A 22,731-nucleotide genomic window follows, 5' to 3' on the forward strand; every position below is an offset into this window, starting at 1 on the left:
ACGTTTCAGAGCGTTCACGGATGACTCCTCCATAGGTTAAAGAAATGCTTTTTCCAGACGCATTTTCCTCACCTGCGCGGATATGACTTATCGACAGCATTGAGCAGGTTCTCAACAATATGTTGTGTCTTTTCACGGCCTCAACCACAACTCGTTGTGGCATAGTAGTCTCTGCACGCAAAAAAGCACCCGCCGCGGACCGCGGCGAGCACCACGAGGAGAGGTCGACATGAAGATTATCAAGCGCAACGGCTCAGAGGTCGCCTTCGACATCTCGAAGATCGAGAACGCCATCCGCGCGGCCAACGCCGAGGTGCCCGCCAGCGAGCGCCTCACCGAGCGCGAGATCAAGTTCGCCTCCCTCAACGTCACCGACGAGTGCATGGAGGCCGGCCACACCGTCACCGTCGAGGAGGTCCAGGACCTCGTCGAGGACCAGCTCATGGGCCTGCACCACTTCGAGGTCGCCCGCAAGTACATCATCTACCGCTACGTGCAGAACCAGAAGCGCCACAAGAACACGACCGACGACAAGATCCTCGCCCTCATCGAGTGCAACAACGAGGAGGTCAAGCAGGAGAACTCCAACAAGAACCCCACGGTCGTCTCCGTCCAGCGCGACTACATGGCCGGCGAGGTCTCCAAGGACCTCACGATGCGCGAGCTGCTCCCCGCCGAGGTCGTGGAGGCCCACAACGAGGGCATCATCCACTTCCACGACTCGGACTACTTCGCCCAGCACATGCACAACTGCGACCTCGTGAACCTCGAGGACATGCTGCAGAACGGCACGGTGATCTCCGGCACGCTCATCGAGCGCCCGCACAGCTTCTCCACCGCCTGCAACATCGCCACGCAGATCATCGCCCAGGTGGCCTCCTGCCAGTACGGCGGCCAGTCCATCTCGCTCACGCACCTCGCGCCGTTCGTCGACGTCTCGCGCCAGAAGATCCGCCGTCAGGTGGAGGCCGAGATGGAGGCCATCGACGCCCACCCCGGCGAGGAGAAGATCTCCGAGATCGTCGAGAAGCGCGTCCGCGAGGAGATCGCCCGCGGCGTCCAGACCATCCAGTACCAGGTCGTCACCCTCATGACCACCAACGGCCAGGCGCCGTTCATCACGGTCTTCATGTACCTCAACGAGGCCAAGAACGAGCGCGAGAAGGCCGACCTGGCCATGTGCATCGAGGAGATGCTCAAGCAGCGCTACGAGGGCGTCAAGAACGAGGAGGGCGTCTGGATTACGCCCGCCTTCCCGAAGCTCATCTACGTGCTCGAGGAGGACAACGTCCGCGAGGGCACCCCGTACTTCTACCTCACCAAGCTCGCGGCCAAGTGCACGGCCAAGCGCATGGTGCCGGACTACATCTCCGAGAAGAAGATGAAGGAGTACAAGCTCTCCAAGGGCGAGACCGAGGGCAACGGCGACTGCTACACCTGCATGGGCTGCCGCTCCTTCCTCACCCCGGACCGCTCGGGCAACGGCTTTGACAACGTGGCCAACGCCGGCAACTGGGAGCCCGGCAAGCCCAAGTACTACGGCCGCTTCAACCAGGGCGTCGTGACCATCAACCTCGTGGACGTGGCGCTCTCCGCCCACCACGACATGGACGAGTTCTGGAAGATCTTCGACGAGCGCCTGGAGCTCTGCCACCGCGCCCTGCGCTGCCGCCACGAGCGCCTGCTCGGCACCACCTCGGACGCCGCGCCGATCCTGTGGCAGTACGGCGCCCTCGCGCGCCTCAAGAAGGGCGAGAAGATCGACAAGCTGCTCTACGGCGGCTACTCCACGATCTCGCTCGGCTACGCGGGCCTCTACGAGTGCGTCAAGGCCATGACCGGCCACAGCCACACCGACGAGGAGGCCACGCCGTTCGCGCTCGCCGTCATGCAGCGCATGAACGACAAGTGCGCCGAGTGGAAGGCCGCGGAGAACATCGACTACTCGCTCTACGGCACGCCGCTCGAGTCCACCACCTACAAGTTCGCCAAGTGCCTCCAGCGCCGCTTTGGCATCATCCCGGGCATCACGGACAAGGGCTACATCACCAACAGCTACCACGTCCACGTGACCGAGGAGATCGACGCCTTCACCAAGCTGCGCTTCGAGTCCGAGTTCCAGCGCCTCTCCCCCGGCGGGGCCATCTCCTACGTGGAGGTGCCGGACATGCAGGACAACCTCGAGGCCGTCATCTCCGTCATGCAGTACATCTACGACCACATCATGTACGCCGAGCTCAACACCAAGAGCGACTACTGCCAGGTGTGCGGCTACGACGGTGAGATCCAGATTGTCGAGGACGACGGCAAGCTCGTCTGGGAGTGCCCGCACTGCGGGAACCGCGACCAGTCCAAGATGAACGTCGCGCGCCGCACCTGCGGCTACATCGGCACCCAGTTCTGGAACCAGGGCCGCACCGAGGAGATCAAGGACCGCGTGCTGCACCTGTAACGGCTTCGGCGCGGACCCCAGGCGATGAGGTCCGGCGCTCAGACAGCTTGCCGCACAGAACGCTGCAAGAACTCGCGGCGGACCTCATCGCCTGGGGTCCGCCGCGAGTCGTCTCGGGGTGCGGCACGCGGGCCCGGGCCCCGGTGTCGTCCCTGCGGTTCGCCTGGAGGACGCAGGGGCGGGGTTTTCTGGTAAGGGGCGATTTTGCGTGGTGAGGATGGGGTGCGCGGACAGAAAAGTCTGGGGTTGCGTCCGTTGAGGCGCGGTTTGGACGGATAATTACGATTGCGCGTTCTTCTCGGCATGCAAAGGCGAGGAAAACCGGTAACTTTCGATTCTGCGTTTTAGGACACGGGGCGGACAATGAACTACGCGAACATCAAGTACTGCGACATCGCCAACGGGCCGGGCGTGCGCACCACGCTCTTCGTCTCCGGGTGCCGCCTGCACTGCCCCAACTGCTTCAACGAGGAGGCGTGGGACTTCGAGGCGGGCGAGCCCTTCACCGACGAGGTCGCCGAGAAGATCATGGACTCGATGGACGTCCCCTACGTGACCGGGCTCACCATCCTCGGCGGCGAGCCGATGGAGCCGGAGAACCAGCAGGGGCTCGTCGGGTTTCTCGAGGCCGTGCGCGAGCGCTTCGGGGAGACGAAGTCGATCTGGCTCTTCTCGGGCCACACGTGGGACCAGCTCGCCCCCGGCGGCGCCTGGAACCTAGGCGACGTCACGGACCGGCTGCTGGACACGCTCGACGTGCTCGTGGACGGTCCCTTCGTCCAGGACCTCCACGACATAACGCTGCGCTTCCGCGGCTCCTCCAACCAGCGCCTCATCGACGTGCGCGCCACGCTCGAGGCGCCGGGCGACGACGTCGTCTGGTGGGAGGACGAGCCGATCTTCTCAACGCACACCATGGAGTAGCCGCGACAAAAGCGCGCGTCTCCGTCACGTTCTCGCCCCTGCCCACCCGCCGTCGGCGCGGCGGGGCGCCGCTCGCGGCCCCCAGGCTGCCGCACGCGAACTTCTCGCCGCACGGAGCCGGCCGAGACCGGCCTCTGACCTCGGACCGCAGCGAGCCGAAAGCCAGCCGTCAGCGCACTGGAAGCCCGTCCTGATAGCCTTCTCCCTCACACCACGTCGAAGGAGGAGCGCATGACCAGAGCAAAGACCGTAGGCGACGTCCTCGACCGGGCGCGCGCACCCTACTCTCACATGAGCGACCGGGACGCCCGCCTCTTCTACTCGACCATGAACGCGCTGCTCGTCTACACCAACGAGCGGCTCCACGTGGTCGCGCCCGAGCGGCTGCGCGAGCGCCCGGGCGCGCCCTGCATGCTCTACGAGAACGGCGGACAGGTCTCCGAGGCACTCTGGAGGAACCGCTCGCTCGTCGACGACTTCGTCCGAGACAACCCGCTCGACCTCTCGCCGCGGCAGCTCGAGATCGCCCGGCCGTGGCGCCACGCCCTGCGGGACATGTTCACCTGCGTGGACGCCAACGCCGACCGCGCCGTCTACATGAACCAGGACCGTCTCTTCGTGGTGGGCGCGTCGCAGGACCCCGCCGACGCGCACGTCCACCACATCCCGTCGCTCATGCTCCTCACGCTGCTGCCCTTCAGGGGCGGCATCCTGACGGACGGGAAGACCCTGCACCTCTCCCAGGAGCCCCAGCCCTGGGCCGTCCCCTACATAGCCGAGCAGCTGGCCGAGCTCGCGTCGAGGCGACCCGTCGCGACGGCGGCGCAGCTCCTCGCCTACACGCGCGGCATACCCGACGACGAGAACCGCGTCACCGAGCGGTTCCAGCGCGACATCGACCGCAGCTTCGCCAGCGGGGCGCTCGCGTAGCGGGCACGGGCGGTACGTCAGAAGACGTGGTCCTCCAGGCGCCCGAAGGCCTCCTGCACGCGGGAGAGCGGAAGCGCGAGGTTCATGCGCAGGTGGCAGGGGCCGTGGAAGGCGCGGCCATCCTGCCAGTACACGCCCACGCGATGACCGGCGCGCAGCAGCTCGTCGATGGTGCGCCCGTTCCTCTCGCACCACTGCGAGCAGTCCAGGAAGAGCATGTAGGTGCCCTGCGGGCGGAAGACGCTCACGCCGGGGAGACGACGCTCGACGAAGTCGCAGGCCCAGTCGACGTTGCCGGCGATGACCTGGTTGAGTTCGTCCGCCCAGGCGCGCCCCTCATCCGAGTACGCGCCGACGAGCGCATGCTGCGAGAGCACGTTCATGCTGTTGTAGTGCGTCTTCTTTCCGCGCGTGGTCACACGGTCGCGCAGGTAGTCACTGTAGATGACGTGATAGCTGCCGATGAGCCCCGCGAGGTTGAAGGTCTTGCTCGGAGCGTAGAGTGCCACCGTGCGCATGCGCGCGTCCTCGGAGACGGTCTGCGTGGGGATGTGCGTGACGCCGGGGCGCACGATGTCGGACCAGATCTCGTCGGAGACGACGACGCAGTCGTAGGTGCGGTAGAGCTCCATGGCGCGCTCGATCTCCCAGCGCTCCCACACGCGGCCGCAGGGGTTGTGCGGCGAGCAGAAGATGGCCACGTGGATGTGCTCGTCCGCAAGGCGGCGCTCCATGTCCTCGTAGTCCATGCGCCAGACGCCCGCCTCGTCGCGCACGAGCGGAGAGTGGACGATGCGGAAGCCGTTGTCCTCGAGGCAGTGCGTGAAGCCCACGTAGGTGGGGCTGTGCACGAGGACGGGGTCGCCCGGTGCGGCGAAGGCATGCAGGGTGGAGACCACGCCGCCGAGCACGCCGTTCTCGTAGCCGATGTGACGCGGCTCGAGGTCGGCCACGCCCTTGCGGTCGCGATGCCAGTCGATGACGGCCTGGTAGTAGGCCTCGCTCGGCTTGAAGTAGCCGAAGGTGGGATACTGCAGGCGCTCCTGGATGGCCCGCGTGATCGAGGGGGCGACGGGGAAGCTCATGTCCGCGACCCACATGGGGATGGGGTCGAAGCCCGCGTCCGGCGCCGGGTAGCCCGAGCCCGGGGCGCCGACGGCATCAAGCGCGAGCGCGTCGTGGCCCGCACGGTCGAGGATCGTGGTGAAGTCGTAGGTCATGGGCGTCCCTTCGACGGGCGGCCGCCACGGAGGGGAACGGCGGCCGGCAACCAACGCAAAACGGTCGTTCGTGCAACATTCTGCCCCTCTGGAAACCAAAACCGCCTCTCGTGCGACACCAATTTCCCCCGAGGGACCTCGATGGTTCCATATTTGTTGCGCTTTCCTGCGGAAACGCTCAGCCGGAACGGTCATGGGTCCCAAAACAGGTCCCAAAGGCGATGCACGAAAGCCTGTTTTGGTCTGGCAGCAGAAGAAATGTCGCACGAGCGACGGTTTTGCTGTCGAAGGGCGAGAGGGGCCGAGGGGGCCGGCGGCAGCCTGAGCGCCGGACCCCCTCGGCCCCTCACTTTGCGTCGTCTCGCCTAGCCCAGGGCCTCCACGATCTTGTCGCCCATCGCGGCGGTGCCGAGGACCTTCTCGGCCGGCGTGCTCTCGTCGGCGATGTCCCCGGTGCGCCAGCCCTCGTCGAGCACGCGCGTGACCGCGGCTGCCAGCTCGTCGGCTGCGTCGTCCATGCCGAAGCTGTAGCGCAGCATGAGCTCCACCGAGAGGATCTGCGCGATCGGGTTGGCGATGCCCTGGCCGGCGATGTCCGGCGCGGAGCCGTGGCTCGGCTCGTAGAGGGCCGTGCCGTCGCCTAGGCTCGCGGAGGCGAGCATGCCGAGCGAGCCCGTGAGCATGGAGGCCTCGTCGGAGAGGATGTCGCCGAAGGTGTTCTCGGTCACGAGCACGTCGAACTGCGCTGGGTTGGCGATGAGCTGCATCGCCGCGTTGTCCACGTACATGTCCTCGAGGCGCACGTCGGGGTACTCGGCGGCGATGTTGTGCGCGACCTCGCGCCACATGCGGGAGGTGTCGAGCACGTTGGCCTTGTCCACGGAGTGCACCACGCCCCTGCGGCGGCGCGCCGCGTCGAAGGCCCAGCGCACTACGCGGTCGACCTCGTACTCGGAGTACTCCAGGATGTCCCGGGCGTACTCGCCGCGGGTGCCGCCCACGCCGGCGCCCTCGACGCCCATCGTGCGCTCGTGGCCGCCAAAGTAGAGGCCGCCCGTGAGCTCGCGGACGATGATCAGGTCGACGCCCGTGAGCACCTCGCGCTTGAGCGTGGAGGCGTCGATCAGCGCGTCGAACATGCGCACCGGGCGCAGGTTGAGGTAGAGGCCCAGCTCCTTGCGGATGGCGAGAAGCCCCTGCTCGGGACGGACGGCGCCCATGCGCGTGTCGGTCCACTTGGGACCGCCCACCGCAGCGAGAAGGACGGCTTCAGAGGCCTTCGCCGCCTCGAGCGTCTCGGGCGGGAGCGCCGAGACGGGGCCGCCGGCGGCCTCGGTGGCGTCGATCGCCGCGCCGCCAATCAGGTGGTCCTCGCAGACGAACTCGACGTCGTACTTCTCGCCCAGCGCCGCGAGGACCTTCTTGCCCTCGGCGATGATCTCGGGGCCGATGCCGTCACCCGGCAGCGTGCAGACGCGATAGGTCGTAGAAGCCATGGTTAGTTACCGCCCTTCTCGGCCATCACGCGCTTGGTGCGCGCCACGAGGCCGCCATCGTTGATGATCTCCTGGATGAACGGCGGGAACGGCTGCGCGTGGAAGACGGCACCCGTGGTCTCGTCGGTGATGGTGCCGGTGTCGGCGTCAACGGAGACGACGTCGCCCTCGGAGATGGCGTCGACGGCCTCCGGGCACTCGAGGATGGGCAGGCCCATGTTGATCGAGTTGCGGTAGAAGATGCGCGCGAAGCTCTTGGCGATCACGCAGGAGACGCCGGCGGCCTTGATGGCCACGGGCGCGTGCTCGCGCGAGGAGCCGCAGCCGAAGTTCTCCTCGGCGACGACGATGTCGCCGGGCCTCACGCGGGAGACGAAGGTGGCGTCCAGATCCTCGAGGCAGTGCTTGGCTAGCTCGGCCGGGTCCGAGGTGTTGAGGTAGCGGGCCGGGATGATGACGTCGGTGTCGATGTCGCGCCCGTAGCGGAAGACGGTTCCCTTGAACTGCATGGCTGTCCTTTCTGACTACAGGTCCGACGGCAGGGCGATGTGGCCGGCCACGGCGGAGGCGGCCGCGACGGCAGGGCTCGCCAGGTAGACCTCGGACGTGGGGTCGCCCATGCGACCGACGAAGTTGCGGTTGGTGGTGGAGACGCACCTCTCGCCGGCGGCGAGGATGCCCATGTAGCCGCCGAGGCACGGGCCGCAGGTGGGCGTGGAGACCACGCAGTGGGCGTCGATGAAGACGTCCATCAGGCCCTCGTGGACGCACTGGAGCCAGACGGCCTGGGTCGCGGGGATCACGATGCAGCGCACGCCGTCGGCGACGGTGCGGCCGCGCAGGACCTCGGCCGCGGCGCGCATGTCCTCGATGCGGCCGTTGGTGCAGCTGCCGATGACGGCCTGGTCGATCTTGATGTGGCGGCTCTCGGAGACCGGGTGGGTGTTGGAGGGCAGGTGCGGCCAGGAGACGCAGGGCACGATGTCCGCCGCGTCGATGTGGATGACCTGCTTGTAGGTGGCGTCGGCGTCCGGATGGTACTCGACGAAGGGACGGCTCGCTCGGGCGCGCACGTACTCGCGGCACTTCTCGTCCACCTCGAAGAGGCCGGCCTTGCCGCCCGCCTCGATGGCCATGTTGGCGATCGTGAGGCGCCCCTCGACGGAGAGGTCCTCGATCGTGGAGCCCGCGAACTCCATCGCGCAGTAGAGCGCGCCGTCCACGCCGATCTTGCCGATCACGTGGAGGATGACGTCCTTGGCGCTCGCGCCCTCGGGGAGCTCGCCGTCGACGACGATGCGGATGGTCTCGGGCACCTTGAACCAGGCGCGGCCGGTGGCCATGCCCACGCCGGCGTCGGTGGAGCCCACACCGGTGGAGAAGGCGCCGATGCCGCCGTAGGTGCAGGTGTGGGAGTCCGCGCCGATCATGAGGTCGCCGGGGACCACGACGCCGCGCTCGGGGAGCAGCGCGTGCTCGATGCCCATGCAGCCCTGCTCGTAGTAGTGCGTGATCTGGTGCTCGTGGGCGAAGTCGCGCGTGACCTTGGTCTGCTCGGCGCTCTTGATGTCCTTGTTGGGCGCGTAGTGGTCGGGCACGAGGCAGATCTTGTCCTTGTCGAAGACGCCGGCGCCGATCTCGCGCACGGTCTTGATGGCGATGGGGGCCGTGATGTCGTTGGCGAGCACGAGGTCGAGGTCGCACTCGACGAGCTGGCCGGGAACGACCTCATCGAGGCCCGCGTGGGCGGCGAGGATCTTCTCGGCCATGGTCATGGGACGTGCCATGTCTCTCCTTCCGTGGGGCTGGCGCGCTCCCGGGTTTCTCCCCAGCTCACTTCGCTTCGCTCAGAAGTCGCCGGGCGAGAAACCCGGCGGCGCGCCAGCGGCAGGTCGATACGGGACTACTTACCCTCCTTGGAGCGAGCGGTCTGGATCATGCGGTTGATGGCGTTCACGTAGGCCTTGGCGCTGGAGACGATGATGTCGTTGTCGGCGCCGCGACCGGTGTAGACCTTACCGTCCTCGGCCGTGATGCGGACCGTGACCTCGCCGATGGCGTCGATGCCGCGGGTGATGGCCTTGACGGAGAACTCCGCGAGGTCGCCGTGGACCGCCACGACCTTGTCGATCGCCTGGTAGGCGGCGTCGACGGGGCCGGTGCCGGTGGCGGCGACCACGTGGCGCACGCCCAGCTCGTCGGTAATTGTGGCCGTGGCCGTGGGGATCAGCGGGTCGCCGCAGGAGACCTGCAGCGCCTCGAGCGTGTAGACGGCCGCGACGTCGCGCTGGCGCTCCTGGACCATAGACTCGAGGTCCTCGTCGTAGACCTCCTTCTTCTGGTCCGCGATCTCGAGGAAGCGCTGGTAGACCTCGTCGAACTCGGCGTCCTCGAAGGTATAGCCCAGCTCGGCCAGGCGGTGGCGCAGCGCGGCGTGGCCGGAGCGGGCCGAGAGGATGATCTCGGAGCCGGCCGCGCCCACGTCGGCGGGGTCGATGATCTCGTAGGTGTTGCGGGCCTTGAGGACGCCGTCCTGGTGGATACCCGAGGAGTGAGCGAAGGCGTTGGCGCCGACGATGGCCTTGTTGGCCTGGACGCTCATGCCCGTGATGCGGGAGACGAGGTGGCTCGCGCGGGTGAGCTCGGTGGTCACGATGTCGGTGTGGGCGTCCAGCTCCTCGCCGTGCATCTTGATGGCCATGACGACCTCCTCGAGCGCGGTGTTGCCGGCGCGCTCGCCCAGGCCATTGATCGTGCACTCGATCTGGCGGGCGCCGTTCTTGACGCCCTGGAGGGCGAGCGCCGTGGCCATGCCGAGATCGTTGTGGGTGTGCACGGAGATGATGACGTCCTCGATGCCGATGACGTTGTCCGCGAGGCCCTTGATGCGCCGGCCGAAGTCCTCCGGCAGCTGGTAGCCCGTGGTGTCGGGGATGTTCACGACGGTGGCGCCGGCCTTCACGACGGCCTGGATCACGCGCTCGAGGAACGCCTGGTCGGCGCGGCCGGCGTCCTCGGCGTAGAACTCGACGTCCTCGACGTACTTCTTGGCGTACTCCACGCAGTGGATAGCGCGCTCGACGCACTCGTCCTCGGTGATGCGCAGCTTGTCACGCAGGTGGGAGGGCGACACGCCGATGCCGGTGTGGATGCGCGGGCGCTTGGCCGTGACCAGCGCCTCGGCCGCGCGGTCGATGTCCTTCTCGACGGCGCGCGTGAGGCCGCAGACCACGCAGTCGTCGCCGGCGATGCGGCCGATCTCCTGCACGGAGCGGAAGTCGCCCGGGGAGGAGATGGGGAAGCCCGCCTCGATGACGTCGACGCCCATGCGGATGAGCTGCTGGGCGATGACGAGCTTCTCCTCGGTGTTCATGGACGCGCCGGGGCTCTGCTCGCCGTCGCGCAGGGTGGTGTCAAAGATGTGGATCTTCCTGGTCATGCGGGTGCCTTTCTCGTTGGCCTTCACGGGAGTCTGCTTGCTCAGAAAAAACGCCTCGCCCGCGAGGGGCAAGGCTCATGCGCGCGCCAGGTGAGCGGGACCCTAGCGCGCGCCGGGTAGCGAGAGCAGATTGAGGGCGAGAAGGGCCAGAGCGTGCCGAGAAATGAAAGCGTCAGCTGCGGCGCGACGATCCATGCCCTACCCCCTCGTGATCAGGCGCGCCCCCGACGGGCGCGATAGTGAGGAGTTTCCCACAGTCGTTGCCGCGTGCGGGAAAAGGTTTTGCAGCTGAAACAAACGGTGCCGCGGGCGGCGGGGTGACGTTCTTCTCGCCGGGCGCGCTCCTTGCCTCTCCCCGGCCCCACCATTCCGGTGTGTACGAAGTTGAAATGTTGATTTACAAGTTAACAAGCGTTTTAGCTGCGGTTTTGCAAAAAACGGACGAGTATCATATTTTCAACTTTGTACATACCCGGATAGGGGCGATAAAGAGACGGGCCGAGGGCCGAGAAGGACTCGCTCACTCCCAGGCGGCGCGGCCCATCGTGCGGAAGCGCTCGATCATCTCGCCGGTGAGGCTCGCGCGGTCGTTCGTGCGCTCGAGGGGGATCTCGTCGCGGGTGAACCAGCGGGCCTCCTTGAGCTCGAAACGGTCGACCGTGATGGCAGGGTCGCCGTCGACCTCGCACCAGAAGCCCACGAGCAGCGTGTCCGTGAAGCCCCAGGGCTGGCTCTTGTAGAAGCGCAGGTTCTTGACAGAGAGGCCCACCTCCTCCATGACCTCGCGGCGCACGGTGTCCTCGAGCGGCTCGCCGATCTCGGTGAAGCCGGCCACGAGCGCCCAGAGCGCGGTGGTGCGGCCCGCGTAGCGCGTGAGCACGATCGCGTCGTCCGTGGGGTCGTCGGCCAGGCGGGTGACGGCGCAGATGATGCCCGGGCAGATCTTGGGGTAGACGATGTGCGCGCACTCCGGGCACACGATCTCGCGGCTCGAGGGGGCGATCTCGGTGGCGTGGCCGCAGCGCCCGCAGAAGCGGTTGTCCTGGTACCAGCGGCTGAGCTGGGAGGCCGTTGCCGCGGCAAAGAGCAGGTGCTGCGGCTCCGCGCGACGCAGCCAGTTCACCGACTCGTAGCCAAAGCCCGCAGGCGCGGCAAGGTCCTCGTCGAAGGCCAGGAAGAAGCGGTCCTCGCCGAGCGAGAAGAGATAGGTCGCCTTTGCCGGGGCGCTCGGGTAGTCCCCCAGGCGCGGCAGCTCGACGACCTCGCCGGAGTCGCCGGCGTCCGCGTCCGAGCCACCCACGTGCGTCACGCGCGCGAGGCACTTGCCGTCGCGGAAGTGCAGCACGTAGTCCTTCTCGCCCGCCTGATGCGGCTCGAAGTGATTGTCGTAGCGATGCTCGTCGCCGAACTCCTGGATCATGCGCACCCCTTCCCTCGTTCGCTTGCCATACTACGTCCCCGCGCGCCGTCCGGAGGACTCGCAGCGAGAAAAACGTTGGTGTGTATCGGTCTGGCCACTATAAACCGGTACACGGGGGCGCTTCTCGGCGTCGCGGCCGAGACGAGCCTACTTGCCGCGGCCCATCCGCGCGCCGAGCTCGCTCACCAGCACGGCCACGAAGATCGTGCCGAAGCCGATCGCGATCCTCAACGTGACGAGCTCATGGTAGAAGACCACGCTCGCCACCACGGCAAAGACGCTCTCCAGCGAGAGCAGAAGCGACGCCTGTGCGGGCGGCACGTGCGCCTGGCCCAGGTTCTGGAACACCATGCACACGCAGGACGAGAGCAGCACGAGGTAGCCAAGCGAGAACCACGTGTCCGCCGAGGCAAAGACCTCCGGCGCCGGCGGCCGCTCCGTGACGACGGCCACGCCGAGCGCGAGCACCGCGCTCACCGCGAGCTGCACCACCGTGAGCGTCATGACGTCGTGCGCGGACGAGAAGCGCGCCACGAGCACGATGTGCACGGCAAAGAGCACGGCCGCCACGAGCGTGAGCCAGTCGCCGCCGCTCATGATCAGGGAGAGGTCGTCGCCGAGGGCCACCAGGCCCACGCCCACGATGGCGAGAAGGGCCGCGACCACGTTGTTGCGCCCGGGCCGCTGCCGCGCGACGAGCCAGTTGATGAACGGCGTCATCACGCAGTACGTTGCGGTGAGGAAGGCGTTGCGCCCCGGGGTGGTGTCGTCGAGCCCGATGTTCTGCACCACGAAGGCGGCGCCCGACGCCACGCCCAGGATCGCGCCCATCGTGAGGTGGCTCACGTCCAGGTTGTCGCGCAGGGTGCGCCAGAAGAGCACGCCCACGATCACGGCCGACGCGGCGAAGCGGATGCCCATGAGCCACGCCGGCGGGATGTTGTCGAGCGTGTCCTTCATGACGACGAAGGAGCCTCCCCAAATGGCGGCGCATGCCGCGAGGGAGAGCTTCCACGCCCACGTGGGGACGGCCCGGCGGCGGGACGCGCCGGGCGCCTCGATGTTCTTCTCGTCACTCATGGAGCGGAATTATAGCGTCGCTCTGCACTTCTCGCCCGCCGTTTTGCCGTAAACTAGAGCCGGACTGGCAAAGGCCGGTCGCATGGCACCGACCTCAACACCACGGAGAGGAGCATTACATGCAGTATTCCGCAGAAGTCGAGAATATGTGCCCCGTCGCCAAGGGCGCATATCACGGCCCCGCGCCCATCCCCGAGGAGGGCAAGTGGGTCCAGGCCAAGGAGATCAAGGACATCTCCGGCCTCACGCACGGCGTGGGCTGGTGCGCGCCCCAGCAGGGTGCCTGCAAGCTCACCCTTAACGTCAAGGAGGGCGTCATCGAGGAGTGCCTCGTCGAGACCCTCGGCTGCTCCGGCATGACCCACTCTGCCGCCATGGCCTCCGAGATCCTCCCGGGCAAGACCATCCTCGAGGCCCTCAACACCGACCTCGTCTGCGACGCCATCAACGTGGCCATGCGCGAGCTGTTCCTCCAGATCGTCTACGGCCGCTCCCAGACCGCCTTCTCCGAGGACGGCCTGCCCGTCGGCGCCTCCCTCGACGACCTCGGCAAGGGCCTGCGCACGCAGGTCGGCACCATGTTCGGCACCAAGGCCAAGGGCGCCCGCTACCTCGAGCTCGCCCAGGGCTACGTCACCCGCATGGCGCTCAACGAGAACAACGAGATCGTGGCCTTCGAGTTCCTGAACCTCGGCAAGTTCACCGAGGCCCTCAAGGCCGGCAAGACCCCCGAGGACGCCATCGCCGGCGCCATGGGCCACTACGGCCAGTGGGAGAACGCCGCCAAGTACATCGATCCGCGCACGGACGAGGAGACCCACACGGTCGCCAACGTCTTCCCCGTTCACGAGTAGAAAGGGAGGGAAAACCAAATGGCAGTTTCGTTTGAGGGCTATGAGCGCCGCATCGACAAGATCAACAAGGTGCTCGCTGAGAACGGCATCTCCTCCCTCGAGGAGGCCGAGCAGATCTGCCTCGACAAGGGCGTGAATCCGCGCGAGATCGTCGAGGGCGTCCAGTCCATCGCGTTCGAGAACGCCAAGTGGGCCTACGTCTGCGGCTGCGCCATCGCCATCAAGAAGGGCGCCAAGAGCGCCTCTGAGGCCGCCGCCATGATCGGCGAGGGCCTCCAGGCCTTCTGCGTCCCCGGCTCCGTCGCCGAGGACCGCAAGGTCGGCAAGGGTCACGGTGACCTGGGCGCCATGCTCCTCGGTGACGACACCGAGTGCTTCGCGTTCCTGGCCGGCCACGAGTCCTTCGCCGCCGCCGAGGGCGCCATCGGCATCGCGCTCAACGCCAACAAGGCCCGCAAGAAGCCGCTGCGCGTCATCCTGAACGGCCTCGGCAAGGACGCCGCCCAGATCATCGCCCGCATCAACGGCTTCACCTACGTGAAGACCCAGTTCGACTACTTCACCGGCGAGCTCAACATCGTCGAGAAGATCCCGTACTCCGATGGCCCGCGCGCCGAGGTCAACTGCTACGGCGCCGACGACGTCCGCGAGGGCGTTGCCATCATGTGGCACGAGAACGTCGACATCTCCATCACCGGCAACTCCACCAACCCGACGCGCTTCCAGCACCCGGTTGCCGGCACCTACTTCAAGGAGCGCGTGCTCGCCGGCAAGAAGTACTTCTCCGTCGCCTCCGGCGGCGGCACCGGCCGCACCCTGCACCCGGACAACATGGCCGCCGGCCCCGCCTCCTACGGCATGACCGACACCATGGGCCGCATGCACTCCAGCGCCCAGTTCGCCGGCTCCTCCTCGGTGCCCGCGCACGTCGACATGATGGGCCTCATCGGCATGGGCAACAACCCCATGGTCGGTGCGACCGTCGCCTGCGCCGTTGCCGTCAACGCCGCCCTGAACGAGTAGCGTACGCGCCAGCGTCTTGGCTGTGGGCCGTCACCCCCGGGTGGCGGCCCGCTTTCTGTGTCGGTCGCGAGAAGGACGGGCGCACGACGCAATTCGGCGAACGGCGCGGCGGGGCGGAACGGTTGTGGTAGAGTGCCCGCTGTTAAGGGTTCTCGCCGTCATTGGGAGGATGCGAACATGGCTGCCACCGACCTCGACCTCGCCCGCGCCCTGCTGATCGCCAACAGGGACGCCACACTCGTCGCCGTCCGCGACGACGAGGTGATCATCTGCACCGAGCGGGGCATCAAGCCGCTGCTCGCCTGGGTGCGCGAGGGTCGCGATCTCACGGGCTTCTCGGTGGCCGACAAGGTCGTGGGCAAGGCGCCCGCGCTGCTCTACGCCGTGCTCGGGCCCGACGCGGTCTTCTCGCCCGTCATGTCCTGGACCGGCCGCGCCGTGCTGCTCGCCGCGAGCATCGCCACGAGCTACGACACGCTCGTACCGCACATCCAGAACCGCGCCAACGACGGCCAGTGCCCGATGGACGCCTCCGTCGAGGGCGTCTGGGAGCCCTACGAGGCCGTCCGCGTGCTCGCCGAGCGCGCCCGCACGCTCCTTGCCGGGCCGCAGCCCGCCTAGCGACGCCCGATGCCCCTCCTTAAGAGCCTGAGGTCGCTCTCGCCCATGGCGAAGCGCCTCGTCCTGATGCGCCTCTTCATCTACCTCGGCGTCCAGTGCTGCTACTTCATCGGCATCGTGGGCACGCTCACGTATGCCATGAACGGGGGCGTGGGTGACAACGTCCTCGGGATCGCCGTGCTCAACGGATGCATGATCGGCGGCTCGCTCGTGGGCGGACCGCTGCTCGACCGCATCGGGCCGCGGCGCTACTTCGCGCTCGTGGTGGCCGCGCTCGTCACGTCCGCGCTCACGTTCCAGGTGCTCGCCGCCTCGGTCGCGGGGGTGCTCCTCGGCGCGGCGCTCTTCGGCGTCGCCTGGGGGTTCGGCGACATGGTCGCCAAGGCCTTCCCCTCCTACCTCACCGACGACCCCGCCGAGCTCAAGAACATCAACTCCGTCGTGTTCACGGTGTCCAACGCCGCCATCGTCGTGGGTCCCGTCCTCGGGGGCGCGCTCGCCGCATCCGTCTCCACGCACGCGGTCTTCCTGCTGCTCGCGGTCTGCGCGCTCGCCTCGCTCGTACCGGCCACGGGCTTCCGGCCCCTCCGCGAGCCGCGGCGCAGCGAGCCGCGCGGCGAGGGTCCTGACCGCTCGGCCCTCTTCGCCGGCTTCTCGACCGTCTTCGCGGTGCCGGCGCTCGCCCTGCTGTTCTGGAGCTGCTTCGCCGCGTTCTTCGGGTACGGCGCCTTCGACCCGCTCGAGTCGCTCTACTACCGCGACGTCCTGGGCGTCGGCGTGGAGTGGATGGGGTGGCTCTCGTCCGCGGCGGGCCTCGGCGGCATCGTGGGGGCGCTGCTGGTGCTGCGCATCCCCGCGCGCCACGTGAACGTGCGGACGCTCCTCGCGGTGCTCGCCTCCGAGGGCGTCTTCGCCCTCGTCTACGTCGGGACGTCCTCCGTGGCGGTGGCGTGCGCGGGCCAGGTCCTTCTCGGCGTGGCCTTTGGCGCCCTCATGCCGCTGCTCACCACCCTCACGCAGATGCACGCGCCCCTGGAGACCCTCGGCAGCGTGAACGCGGTGATGTCGCTGGGCAACAACGCCGCCGGCGTGCTGCCGCTCTTCTGCGCGCCTGCCCTGGCCCGCATCCTGGGCGTCCAGGGGACGCTGGTCGCCGCGAGCGCGCTCGTCTTCCTCATGCCGCTCGCGGTGGGGGCGATCAGGCGGCACCAGATCGCGACGCTCGTCGCCGAGGAGCGTGCCGCCGAGAAGAAAGGGGCCACTCCCCGCTCAGACGAGGAGTAGCCCCTGATTCCAGGCGCTCTGACGAGGCGCTACAGACCCATGTCAGCCTTCAGCTTGGCGAGTGCGTCGTCCACGGCGGCGTCGTCGGCCGCGTCGGCGTACTTGGCCTCGAGGGCGGCCGCGTCGTCGGCGGGCTTCTCGTTCAGCTCGGCCATGGCGTCGGCGGTGTCCAGCTCACGGTCGACCTTGGCCTCCATGCGGTTGAACGCCTCGATGACGCTCTCGGCCTTGTCGGAGCCGGAGGTGAAGCCGCCCACCATCTCCTGCGTGCGGGCCACGGCGGCCTTGGCCTTGATCGTCTCGCGACGAGCCTTGAGGTCCTCGATGTCGCTCACGAGCTTGTCGTGCATCTGACGCATCTTGTCCGCGTTGGCGTGCGCGGCCTCAGCGGCCTTGGCGAGCTCGGCGCCCGTGGCGTCGAGCTTCTGCTTCTTGGCCAGGAAGACGCGGGCGTCGCCCTCGTTGCCGGCCGTGAGCGCCTTGCGGGCGAGGCCCTCCATGCGCTCGGACTCCTTGGCGTTCTCGTCCACGGCGCGCTGGGTGCGCGTCTCCTCGGCCATCACGCCGGCGGTCTCCTTCTTGACCTCGGCGAGCGACTCGGTGAGGTCGACGAGGTACTGGTCGACCATCTTGGCCGGGTCCTCGGCCTTGTCGAGCAGCTCGTTGATGTTGGCCTTCACGATCGTGGCGAAGCGGTCCAGAATGCCCATCTCGTTTCCTTTCTCGAGACGTCAGGAGACGTCGCTAGTCGCTGTCCCCGCTGATGGGTCCATCTTCCTCGTCCTCGTACTTGTCCGCAAGGTCCTCAACCTTGTCGTCACCGAACCGCTCGAGCGGCGTGTTGAGGATCTCCTCCATCTTCCGCTTCTCCTCCGCCTCCGCGGCCTTGCGGCGGGACACGACGGCGCGGACCACCCCGCCGACCACTAGCACGGCGATGATCACGCCGCCGACGACGAGGATCGTCTTGCCCTGGGCCTCCTCGTCGGCCGCGGCCATGATGCGCTCCGCGGTCTCGGAGAAGGCGTCGGAGAAGACCTCCTCGTCGGTGTCGGCGTTGTTGTAGGCGTAGTCGAGCTCGTCGGCAAGGATGCCCAGGGCCTCGGAGTCCATGACGGAGGAGGCCTCCGTGCCCACCGTGTAGCCGCAGGTGTAGGAGCCGGCCCCGTCATCGCAGAAGACGAGCAGCAGGTGTCCCTCGTCCGTGAAGAGCTCCGGGTAGAGGCGCTCGGCGAGCGCCGTGAGCTCCTCGACCGAGCTGGTGCTGCCGTTGGGCAGGATGTAGACGTAGGGTTGGACGCCGGTCTTGTCATAGAAGCGCTCGAGGCCGTCCGTCAGACGGCCGGCGCTGTGGATCCAGTCGCCGTCGGCGTCCGTGTACCAGTCCGTCCTGTTGACGGCGTCGGCGTCGAGCTTCTCGCGCACCGTGGAGGACGACTGCGCGGAGCCCTGGGAGTAGTACCCCCCGCCGCCGACGTCGGCGCCGCAGAACGAGAGCGAGGTGGTGAGCAGGGCGATCAGCAGCGCGGCGAGGACGAGGCCGACCAGCCAGCCCCCGCACCCGCCGCATCCCCCGCAGCCGCCGCCGACGCCGTAGCCCGGCGTCACGACGGTCGGGCGGCGCCAACCCCAGCCGCCGAAGACGGGCACGTAGGATCGGCGAGGCGCCGGGCCGCCCGCGGGGCGCGGGCCGCCGAAGCCGCCGAAGCCGCCTGACCTGCCTCCCGAACTGCCGCCGGAGCGCCCGCCCGAGAACCCGCCCGAACGACGACCGCCGCCCGAGAACCCGCCCGAGCGGCCACCGCCGCCGAAGCCTCCGCCGCCTCCGCCGGATCTGCCCATGAGCGCTCCTCTCGCGAGAGTTACTGGCTAAGAGTATGCACGAATGCCCGGGCGACGTGTGCCGCGAGGGGAGGTTCCACCGCACTCGCCCGCGCGCCCAAGGTGCGCTATGCTGGACCCGCAAAGACAATCAAAGGGGGTACCATGTCCGACTATGTCCTCAGCTGCTGCTCCACGGCAGACGTCACGCGCGAGTGGCTCGAGTCCCGCGACATCGCGTATCTGTACTTCAACTACTACCTGAACGGCGAGACCTGCAAGGACGACTTCGGGGTCACCAACTCCCCCGCCGACCTCTACGCAAAGATGCTGGCCGGCGCGGACGCCAAGACCTCGCAGGTGAGCGCCGGCGACTATGCCGCCCACTTCGAGAAGTTCCTCGCCTCCGGCAAGGACGTGCTGCACGTGACGCTCTCCTCGGGCATCTCCAGCACCTACAACTCCGCCTGCATCGCCCGCGACCAGCTCGCCGAGAAGTACCCCGACCGCAAGGTCGTCGTCGTTGACTCGCTCGCCGCCTCCGCCGGCTACGGCCTGCTCATGGACAAGCTCGCCGACCTCCGCGACGCAGGCATGGGACTCGACGAGCTCGGCGCCTGGGCCGAGGAGCACAAGAGCGAGGTCCAGCACTGGTTCTTCTCGTCCGACCTGACGTTCTTCATCCGCGGCGGTCGCATCTCCAAGGCGGCCGGCCTCGTGGGCGGCATGCTCAAGATCTGCCCGGTCATGGACGTGGAGCCCGACGGCTCGCTCGCCGTCAAGGAGAAGATCCGCACCAAGGCCAAGGCGATCAACCGCATCGTCGAGAAGATGGAGGAGCTCGCCGAGGGCGGACTCGACTACTCCGGCAAGGTCTTCATCTCCCAGTCCGAGTGCATCGATGACGCCCAGGAGGTCGCGCGCCGCATCGAGGCGAAGTTCCCCAAGCTGAACGGCAAGGTGGAGATCTTCCCCATCGGCGCCACGATCGGCGTTCACACCGGCCCGGGCACCGTCGCGACGTTCTTCTGGGGCGAGAAGCGCGTCTAGACAGGCCCCCGGACGTTGTCTGGGTACTTTGTTCGGCACCCCTCAAGTACGACTTGGGAGGTGCCGTTTCTTTACCTGCGCGTTCTCGGACGAGCGGACGTCCGCTACCTCAGGGGCGCCCGAAAAAGTACCCAGACAATGCGGCGTCAGCACGAGAGCGAGAAGAACCTCTCGTAGAGGGCCAGCTCGGCAGGGGTGTCGAGGCTCGAGGCAAACTCGACGCGCCCGGGGCGGCCGCGGTCGGTGAGCAGGCCGGCGTCCGCGAGGCGCGCCCTGAGCTGCCGGGCCGCGCCGGCGCCGCCGTCGAAGAAGCGCACGCCCGGGCCGAGCACCTCGGCGATCTGGCGCCTCACGAACGGGTAGTGCGTGCAGCCGAGGACCACGCCGTCGACCTCGCCCGCATACGCACCCACGTACCCCTCGATCAGCTCTCGGACGTCGGGCGCGTCGAGGTCTCCCCTCTCGATGCGGGCGGCGAGGCCCGGGCACGGAACGGGGACGACCTCGCACTCCCCTCCCCAGGCGCGCACGAGCTCGTGGTACTTCTCGAGTCGCAGCGTGATCTCGGTCGCCATGACGAGCACCCGCCCGTGCGGCAGGGCGCGCGCGGCAGGCTTGAGCGCGGGCTCTATCCCGACGATGGGCACGTCGGGGTGGTCGGCGCGAAGGACGCCGGCGGAGACGGAGGTCGCCGTGTTGCACGCGATCACGACCGCCTTGGCGCCGGCGGCGAGGAAGCGCTCGACGATGTCGCGGGAGAGCTCGAGCACCTGCCCCTCGGTCTTCTCGCCGTAGGGGGCGTTGGCGGAGTCGCCGAAGAAGCGGAAGTCCTCGTGCGGCAGCTCGGCCACGAGCGCGCGCAGCACGCTGATGCCGCCCACGCCCGAGTCGAAGACCCCCACGAAACCGTCGCTCTTCTCGCTCACGTCACCCTCCTCTCGGGCTAAGGATACCCCATCGCAACGTTCCCGCCCGCTCGGCTGCCGCTCGCCGGACTTTACATACATCTGAGAAAGTATATCGACACACATAGTAATATGCGCTACACTGCACTCACGATACCATCAGGGAGGTGACCCATGGCAACGAGAGACGCAGAGAGCGACCTCATCCGGGGCAACATCGACGCCATCGTGCTGAGCACGCTCTCGAACGGCGACTCCTACGGCTACGAGATCCTGAAGGATGTCGCGCAGACGAGCGAGGGGGCCTACGAGATGAAGGAGCCCTCGCTGTACACGAGCCTCAAGCGCCTGGAGGGGCAGGGGTTCGTGGAGAGCTACTGGGGCAACGAGACCCAGGGCGCGCGGCGCAAGTACTACCACATAACCGACGGCGGCCGCGGGGAGCTCACCGAGGCGACCGCACGCTGGGTCCGCGCGCGCACCATCATCGACCGACTTCTCAGACAGAGCGGAGGCACCAAATGAGCGGCAGGAGCGACCTCAGGATGTACGTCGAGCACCTCTTCGAGGGACGCACGCTCGACGCCGAGACCATCGAGCTCAAGGAGGAGATCTACGGCAACCTCACCGCGCGCTTCGACGACTACGTCGCCCAGGGCATGAGCGAGGAGGAGGCCTACCGGCGCACCTGTGAGGCCGTCTCCAGCGTGGAGGACGTGCTGGACGAGAAGGACGAGGCCGTCGTCGAGCCCACCACGGCGATGCCCGCCGCGGCGGCCGAGCCCGAGCCCGCGCCGACGTTCGAGGCGCCCCCGGCGCCCGCGGCCGAGCCCGCCCCCGCCGCATCCCGGCGCTGGTCGACGGCGGCAATCGTAGCCGTCGTGGCGGTCGTGCTCGTGGTGGCGGGCATCGCCGGCTGCACCGTGTTCAACCTGCTGGACACCGGGAAGGCCGCCGACGACTACCAGTCCCAGACCTCTCAGGTCGTCGATCGGATCGACCAGGGCGACGACGCCACCGCTGAGAAGGACGACGTCGCCTCGCAGACCACGACCGACGACACCAGCGGCAGCGCGCCGCAGGACGGCACCGGCAACCGCTACGGGGCGCCCGCCCAGAGCGGCACCGGCCTGGTTGCCGAGGTCCGGGACCAGTCCGTCGACGAGCTGGCGGCGTATGCGGGGACGTCCGCCTCTGACACCGGGCGGGTCGAGGAGCTCTTCCGCTCGCTCCCGGTGAGCGAGTACCTGACCGGCGTGGAGACCACCGCCGCGGGTGCCGTCGCGGTCACCTACGAGTACCAGGACCGCGACCGCGTCGCCCGTGACGACGACCACGTCGACCTCGCGCTCGTCTACAACGCCGTCGTCGCGATGTGCGCGGTCGACGACCTCCAGACCCTCACGCTCTACGAGGTCGAGCCCGACGACGGGAGACTCGAGCGCGACACGCAGGTGTTCGAGCGCTCCATGCTGGAGAACCTGCTTGGGACCACGCTCGACGGCGGCAAGCTGACCGCCGACTCCTGGGAGGGGTTGCGCTCCCAGGTCATGACCGAGTACATCTACGACGAGGCCTGGGACCGCGCCGACCGCGACTAGCGCACGCACGGGCCATCTGTCAGAATCTGGGGTCGGTGCATCCGACCCCAGAGACGGGAGAGACATGAGCAACGAGGGCAAGCAGGTCAAGGTCCACTACGTGGGCACGCTCGACGACGGCACGAAGTTCGACTCCTCGCGCGACCGCGGCGAGCCGCTGGCGTTCACCTGCATGGCGGGCCAGATGATCAAGGGCTTCGACGAGGCCGTGCGCGAGATGGAGGTCGGCCAGGTCGTGGACGTGCGCCTCGAGCCCGCCGAGGCCTACGGCGAGCGCGACGAGCGCCTCGTGCAGACCGTCCCCGTGGCGCAGATGCCCGGCGCCGAGGACCTCGTCGCGGGCCAGCGCGTCATGCTGAGCAACGCCATGGGCCAGCCCTTCCCCGCCACCGTCGCCGCCAAGGACGACGAGTCCGTCACCTTCGACATGAACCACGAGATGGCGGGCAAGGCGCTCAACTTCAACATCGAGCTGCTCGAAGTCGAGTAAGCGCCCCGCGTCCGCCCCAATCGGTAAAGGCACCGCCCCAGCTAGGAGTCAAACAGAACGGGCCGGGCCTCCCAAGCAGAAGTTCCTGAGCGCGCAGCGCGAAGCACTTCTGCGGGGAGGC

At 67.9% G+C, this 22,731-nt stretch carries 21 protein-coding genes; 11 read left to right on the forward strand and 10 right to left on the reverse strand.

The genetic code is table 11. From position 1 onward, the window contains the following. Positions 1–229 precede the first annotated feature (229 nt). The 3 genes from nrdD to INF26_RS05550 all read left to right on the forward strand — a co-directional run bounded on the left by nrdD (position 230) and on the right by INF26_RS05550 (position 4,306). Complete coding sequence (nrdD, locus tag INF26_RS05540) at positions 230–2,452, forward strand: anaerobic ribonucleoside-triphosphate reductase (RefSeq protein WP_193529751.1); 2,223 nt, start codon at positions 230–232, stop codon at positions 2,450–2,452. Positions 2,453–2,815: 363 nt separating this feature from the next. Further along, on the forward strand, positions 2,816–3,376 hold the full coding sequence (gene nrdG / locus INF26_RS05545; RefSeq protein ID WP_193529753.1) for an anaerobic ribonucleoside-triphosphate reductase activating protein: 561 nt from the start codon (positions 2,816–2,818) through the stop codon (positions 3,374–3,376). A gap of 231 nt (positions 3,377–3,607) precedes the next feature. Next, the gene (locus tag INF26_RS05550) at positions 3,608–4,306 is read left to right on the forward strand and encodes a hypothetical protein (RefSeq protein WP_193529754.1); all 699 of its coding nucleotides are present in this window, start codon (positions 3,608–3,610) and stop codon (positions 4,304–4,306) included. A gap of 17 nt (positions 4,307–4,323) precedes the next feature. Here the strand turns inward: INF26_RS05550 and INF26_RS05555 are convergent, their stop codons facing one another. The 7 genes from INF26_RS05555 to INF26_RS05585 form a co-directional block, all read right to left on the reverse strand. Beyond that, positions 4,324–5,526: a MalY/PatB family protein gene (locus INF26_RS05555; RefSeq protein WP_193529755.1), complete on the reverse strand. Its 1,203-nt coding sequence runs from the start codon at positions 5,524–5,526 to the stop codon at positions 4,324–4,326. Positions 5,527–5,891: 365 nt separating this feature from the next. Beyond that, positions 5,892–7,022: a 3-isopropylmalate dehydrogenase gene (leuB, locus tag INF26_RS05560; RefSeq protein WP_193529756.1), complete on the reverse strand. Its 1,131-nt coding sequence runs from the start codon at positions 7,020–7,022 to the stop codon at positions 5,892–5,894. Positions 7,023–7,024: 2 nt separating this feature from the next. After that, the gene (locus tag INF26_RS05565; protein WP_193529757.1) at positions 7,025–7,531 is read right to left on the reverse strand and encodes a 3-isopropylmalate dehydratase small subunit; all 507 of its coding nucleotides are present in this window, start codon (positions 7,529–7,531) and stop codon (positions 7,025–7,027) included. A gap of 15 nt (positions 7,532–7,546) precedes the next feature. Further along, positions 7,547–8,809 (reverse strand): 3-isopropylmalate dehydratase large subunit, encoded by a 1,263-nt coding sequence (gene leuC / locus INF26_RS05570; RefSeq protein ID WP_193529758.1) that lies wholly within the window; start codon positions 8,807–8,809, stop codon positions 7,547–7,549. Between the two features lie 116 nt (positions 8,810–8,925). Continuing rightward, positions 8,926–10,461: a 2-isopropylmalate synthase gene (locus tag INF26_RS05575; RefSeq protein WP_193529759.1), complete on the reverse strand. Its 1,536-nt coding sequence runs from the start codon at positions 10,459–10,461 to the stop codon at positions 8,926–8,928. Positions 10,462–10,981: 520 nt separating this feature from the next. Further along, on the reverse strand, positions 10,982–11,881 hold the full coding sequence (gene nudC, locus INF26_RS05580) for an NAD(+) diphosphatase (protein WP_193529760.1): 900 nt from the start codon (positions 11,879–11,881) through the stop codon (positions 10,982–10,984). A gap of 147 nt (positions 11,882–12,028) precedes the next feature. Next, positions 12,029–12,961, reverse strand: coding sequence for a DMT family transporter (locus INF26_RS05585; RefSeq protein WP_193529761.1), 933 nt, complete (start codon positions 12,959–12,961; stop codon positions 12,029–12,031). Between the two features lie 119 nt (positions 12,962–13,080). Here INF26_RS05585 and INF26_RS05590 point away from each other — a divergent pair, with 119 nt between their 5' ends. The 4 genes from INF26_RS05590 (at position 13,081) to INF26_RS05605 (ending at position 16,743) form a co-directional block, all read left to right on the forward strand. After that, positions 13,081–13,815 (forward strand): iron-sulfur cluster assembly scaffold protein, encoded by a 735-nt coding sequence (locus INF26_RS05590; RefSeq protein WP_075576061.1) that lies wholly within the window; start codon positions 13,081–13,083, stop codon positions 13,813–13,815. An 18-nt stretch (positions 13,816–13,833) separates the two neighbouring features. Next, positions 13,834–14,838: a GGGtGRT protein gene (locus INF26_RS05595; RefSeq protein ID WP_075278803.1), complete on the forward strand. Its 1,005-nt coding sequence runs from the start codon at positions 13,834–13,836 to the stop codon at positions 14,836–14,838. 177 nt (positions 14,839–15,015) lie between these two features. Then, the gene (locus INF26_RS05600; protein WP_193529763.1) at positions 15,016–15,459 is read left to right on the forward strand and encodes a DUF1893 domain-containing protein; all 444 of its coding nucleotides are present in this window, start codon (positions 15,016–15,018) and stop codon (positions 15,457–15,459) included. Positions 15,460–15,468: 9 nt separating this feature from the next. After that, on the forward strand, positions 15,469–16,743 hold the full coding sequence (locus INF26_RS05605) for an MFS transporter (RefSeq protein ID WP_193529765.1): 1,275 nt from the start codon (positions 15,469–15,471) through the stop codon (positions 16,741–16,743). Positions 16,744–16,772: 29 nt separating this feature from the next. Here INF26_RS05605 and INF26_RS05610 read toward each other — a convergent pair whose 3' ends face one another. Both INF26_RS05610 and INF26_RS05615 read right to left on the reverse strand, forming a co-directional pair. Beyond that, positions 16,773–17,453, reverse strand: coding sequence for a PspA/IM30 family protein (locus INF26_RS05610; RefSeq protein ID WP_193529767.1), 681 nt, complete (start codon positions 17,451–17,453; stop codon positions 16,773–16,775). Between the two features lie 34 nt (positions 17,454–17,487). Beyond that, positions 17,488–18,585, reverse strand: coding sequence for a hypothetical protein (locus INF26_RS05615; protein ID WP_193529770.1), 1,098 nt, complete (start codon positions 18,583–18,585; stop codon positions 17,488–17,490). Between the two features lie 144 nt (positions 18,586–18,729). Between INF26_RS05615 and INF26_RS05620 the strand changes: the two genes are divergently transcribed. After that, positions 18,730–19,614 (forward strand): DegV family protein, encoded by an 885-nt coding sequence (locus INF26_RS05620; protein ID WP_193529772.1) that lies wholly within the window; start codon positions 18,730–18,732, stop codon positions 19,612–19,614. Between the two features lie 146 nt (positions 19,615–19,760). On the opposite strand, the gene murI is transcribed toward INF26_RS05620, so the two are convergent. Beyond that, a complete protein-coding gene (gene murI, locus INF26_RS05625) occupies positions 19,761–20,540 on the reverse strand; it encodes a glutamate racemase (RefSeq protein ID WP_332307318.1) in 780 nt (259 codons plus the stop codon). A 153-nt stretch (positions 20,541–20,693) separates the two neighbouring features. Here murI and INF26_RS05630 point away from each other — a divergent pair, with 153 nt between their 5' ends. The 3 genes from INF26_RS05630 to INF26_RS05640 all read left to right on the forward strand — a co-directional run bounded on the left by INF26_RS05630 (position 20,694) and on the right by INF26_RS05640 (position 22,610). Beyond that, positions 20,694–21,044: a PadR family transcriptional regulator gene (locus INF26_RS05630; protein WP_193529776.1), complete on the forward strand. Its 351-nt coding sequence runs from the start codon at positions 20,694–20,696 to the stop codon at positions 21,042–21,044. Beyond that, positions 21,041–22,120 (forward strand): permease prefix domain 1-containing protein, encoded by a 1,080-nt coding sequence (locus INF26_RS05635; RefSeq protein ID WP_193529778.1) that lies wholly within the window; start codon positions 21,041–21,043, stop codon positions 22,118–22,120. The genes INF26_RS05630 and INF26_RS05635 overlap by 4 nt, the downstream gene beginning before the upstream one ends. Before the next feature lie 64 nt (positions 22,121–22,184). After that, positions 22,185–22,610: an FKBP-type peptidyl-prolyl cis-trans isomerase gene (locus INF26_RS05640; protein WP_193529780.1), complete on the forward strand. Its 426-nt coding sequence runs from the start codon at positions 22,185–22,187 to the stop codon at positions 22,608–22,610. Positions 22,611–22,731: the final 121 nt, after the last annotated feature.

The organism is Thermophilibacter gallinarum, assembly GCF_014982725.1.
Classification (GTDB): domain Bacteria; phylum Actinomycetota; class Coriobacteriia; order Coriobacteriales; family Atopobiaceae; genus Thermophilibacter; species Thermophilibacter gallinarum.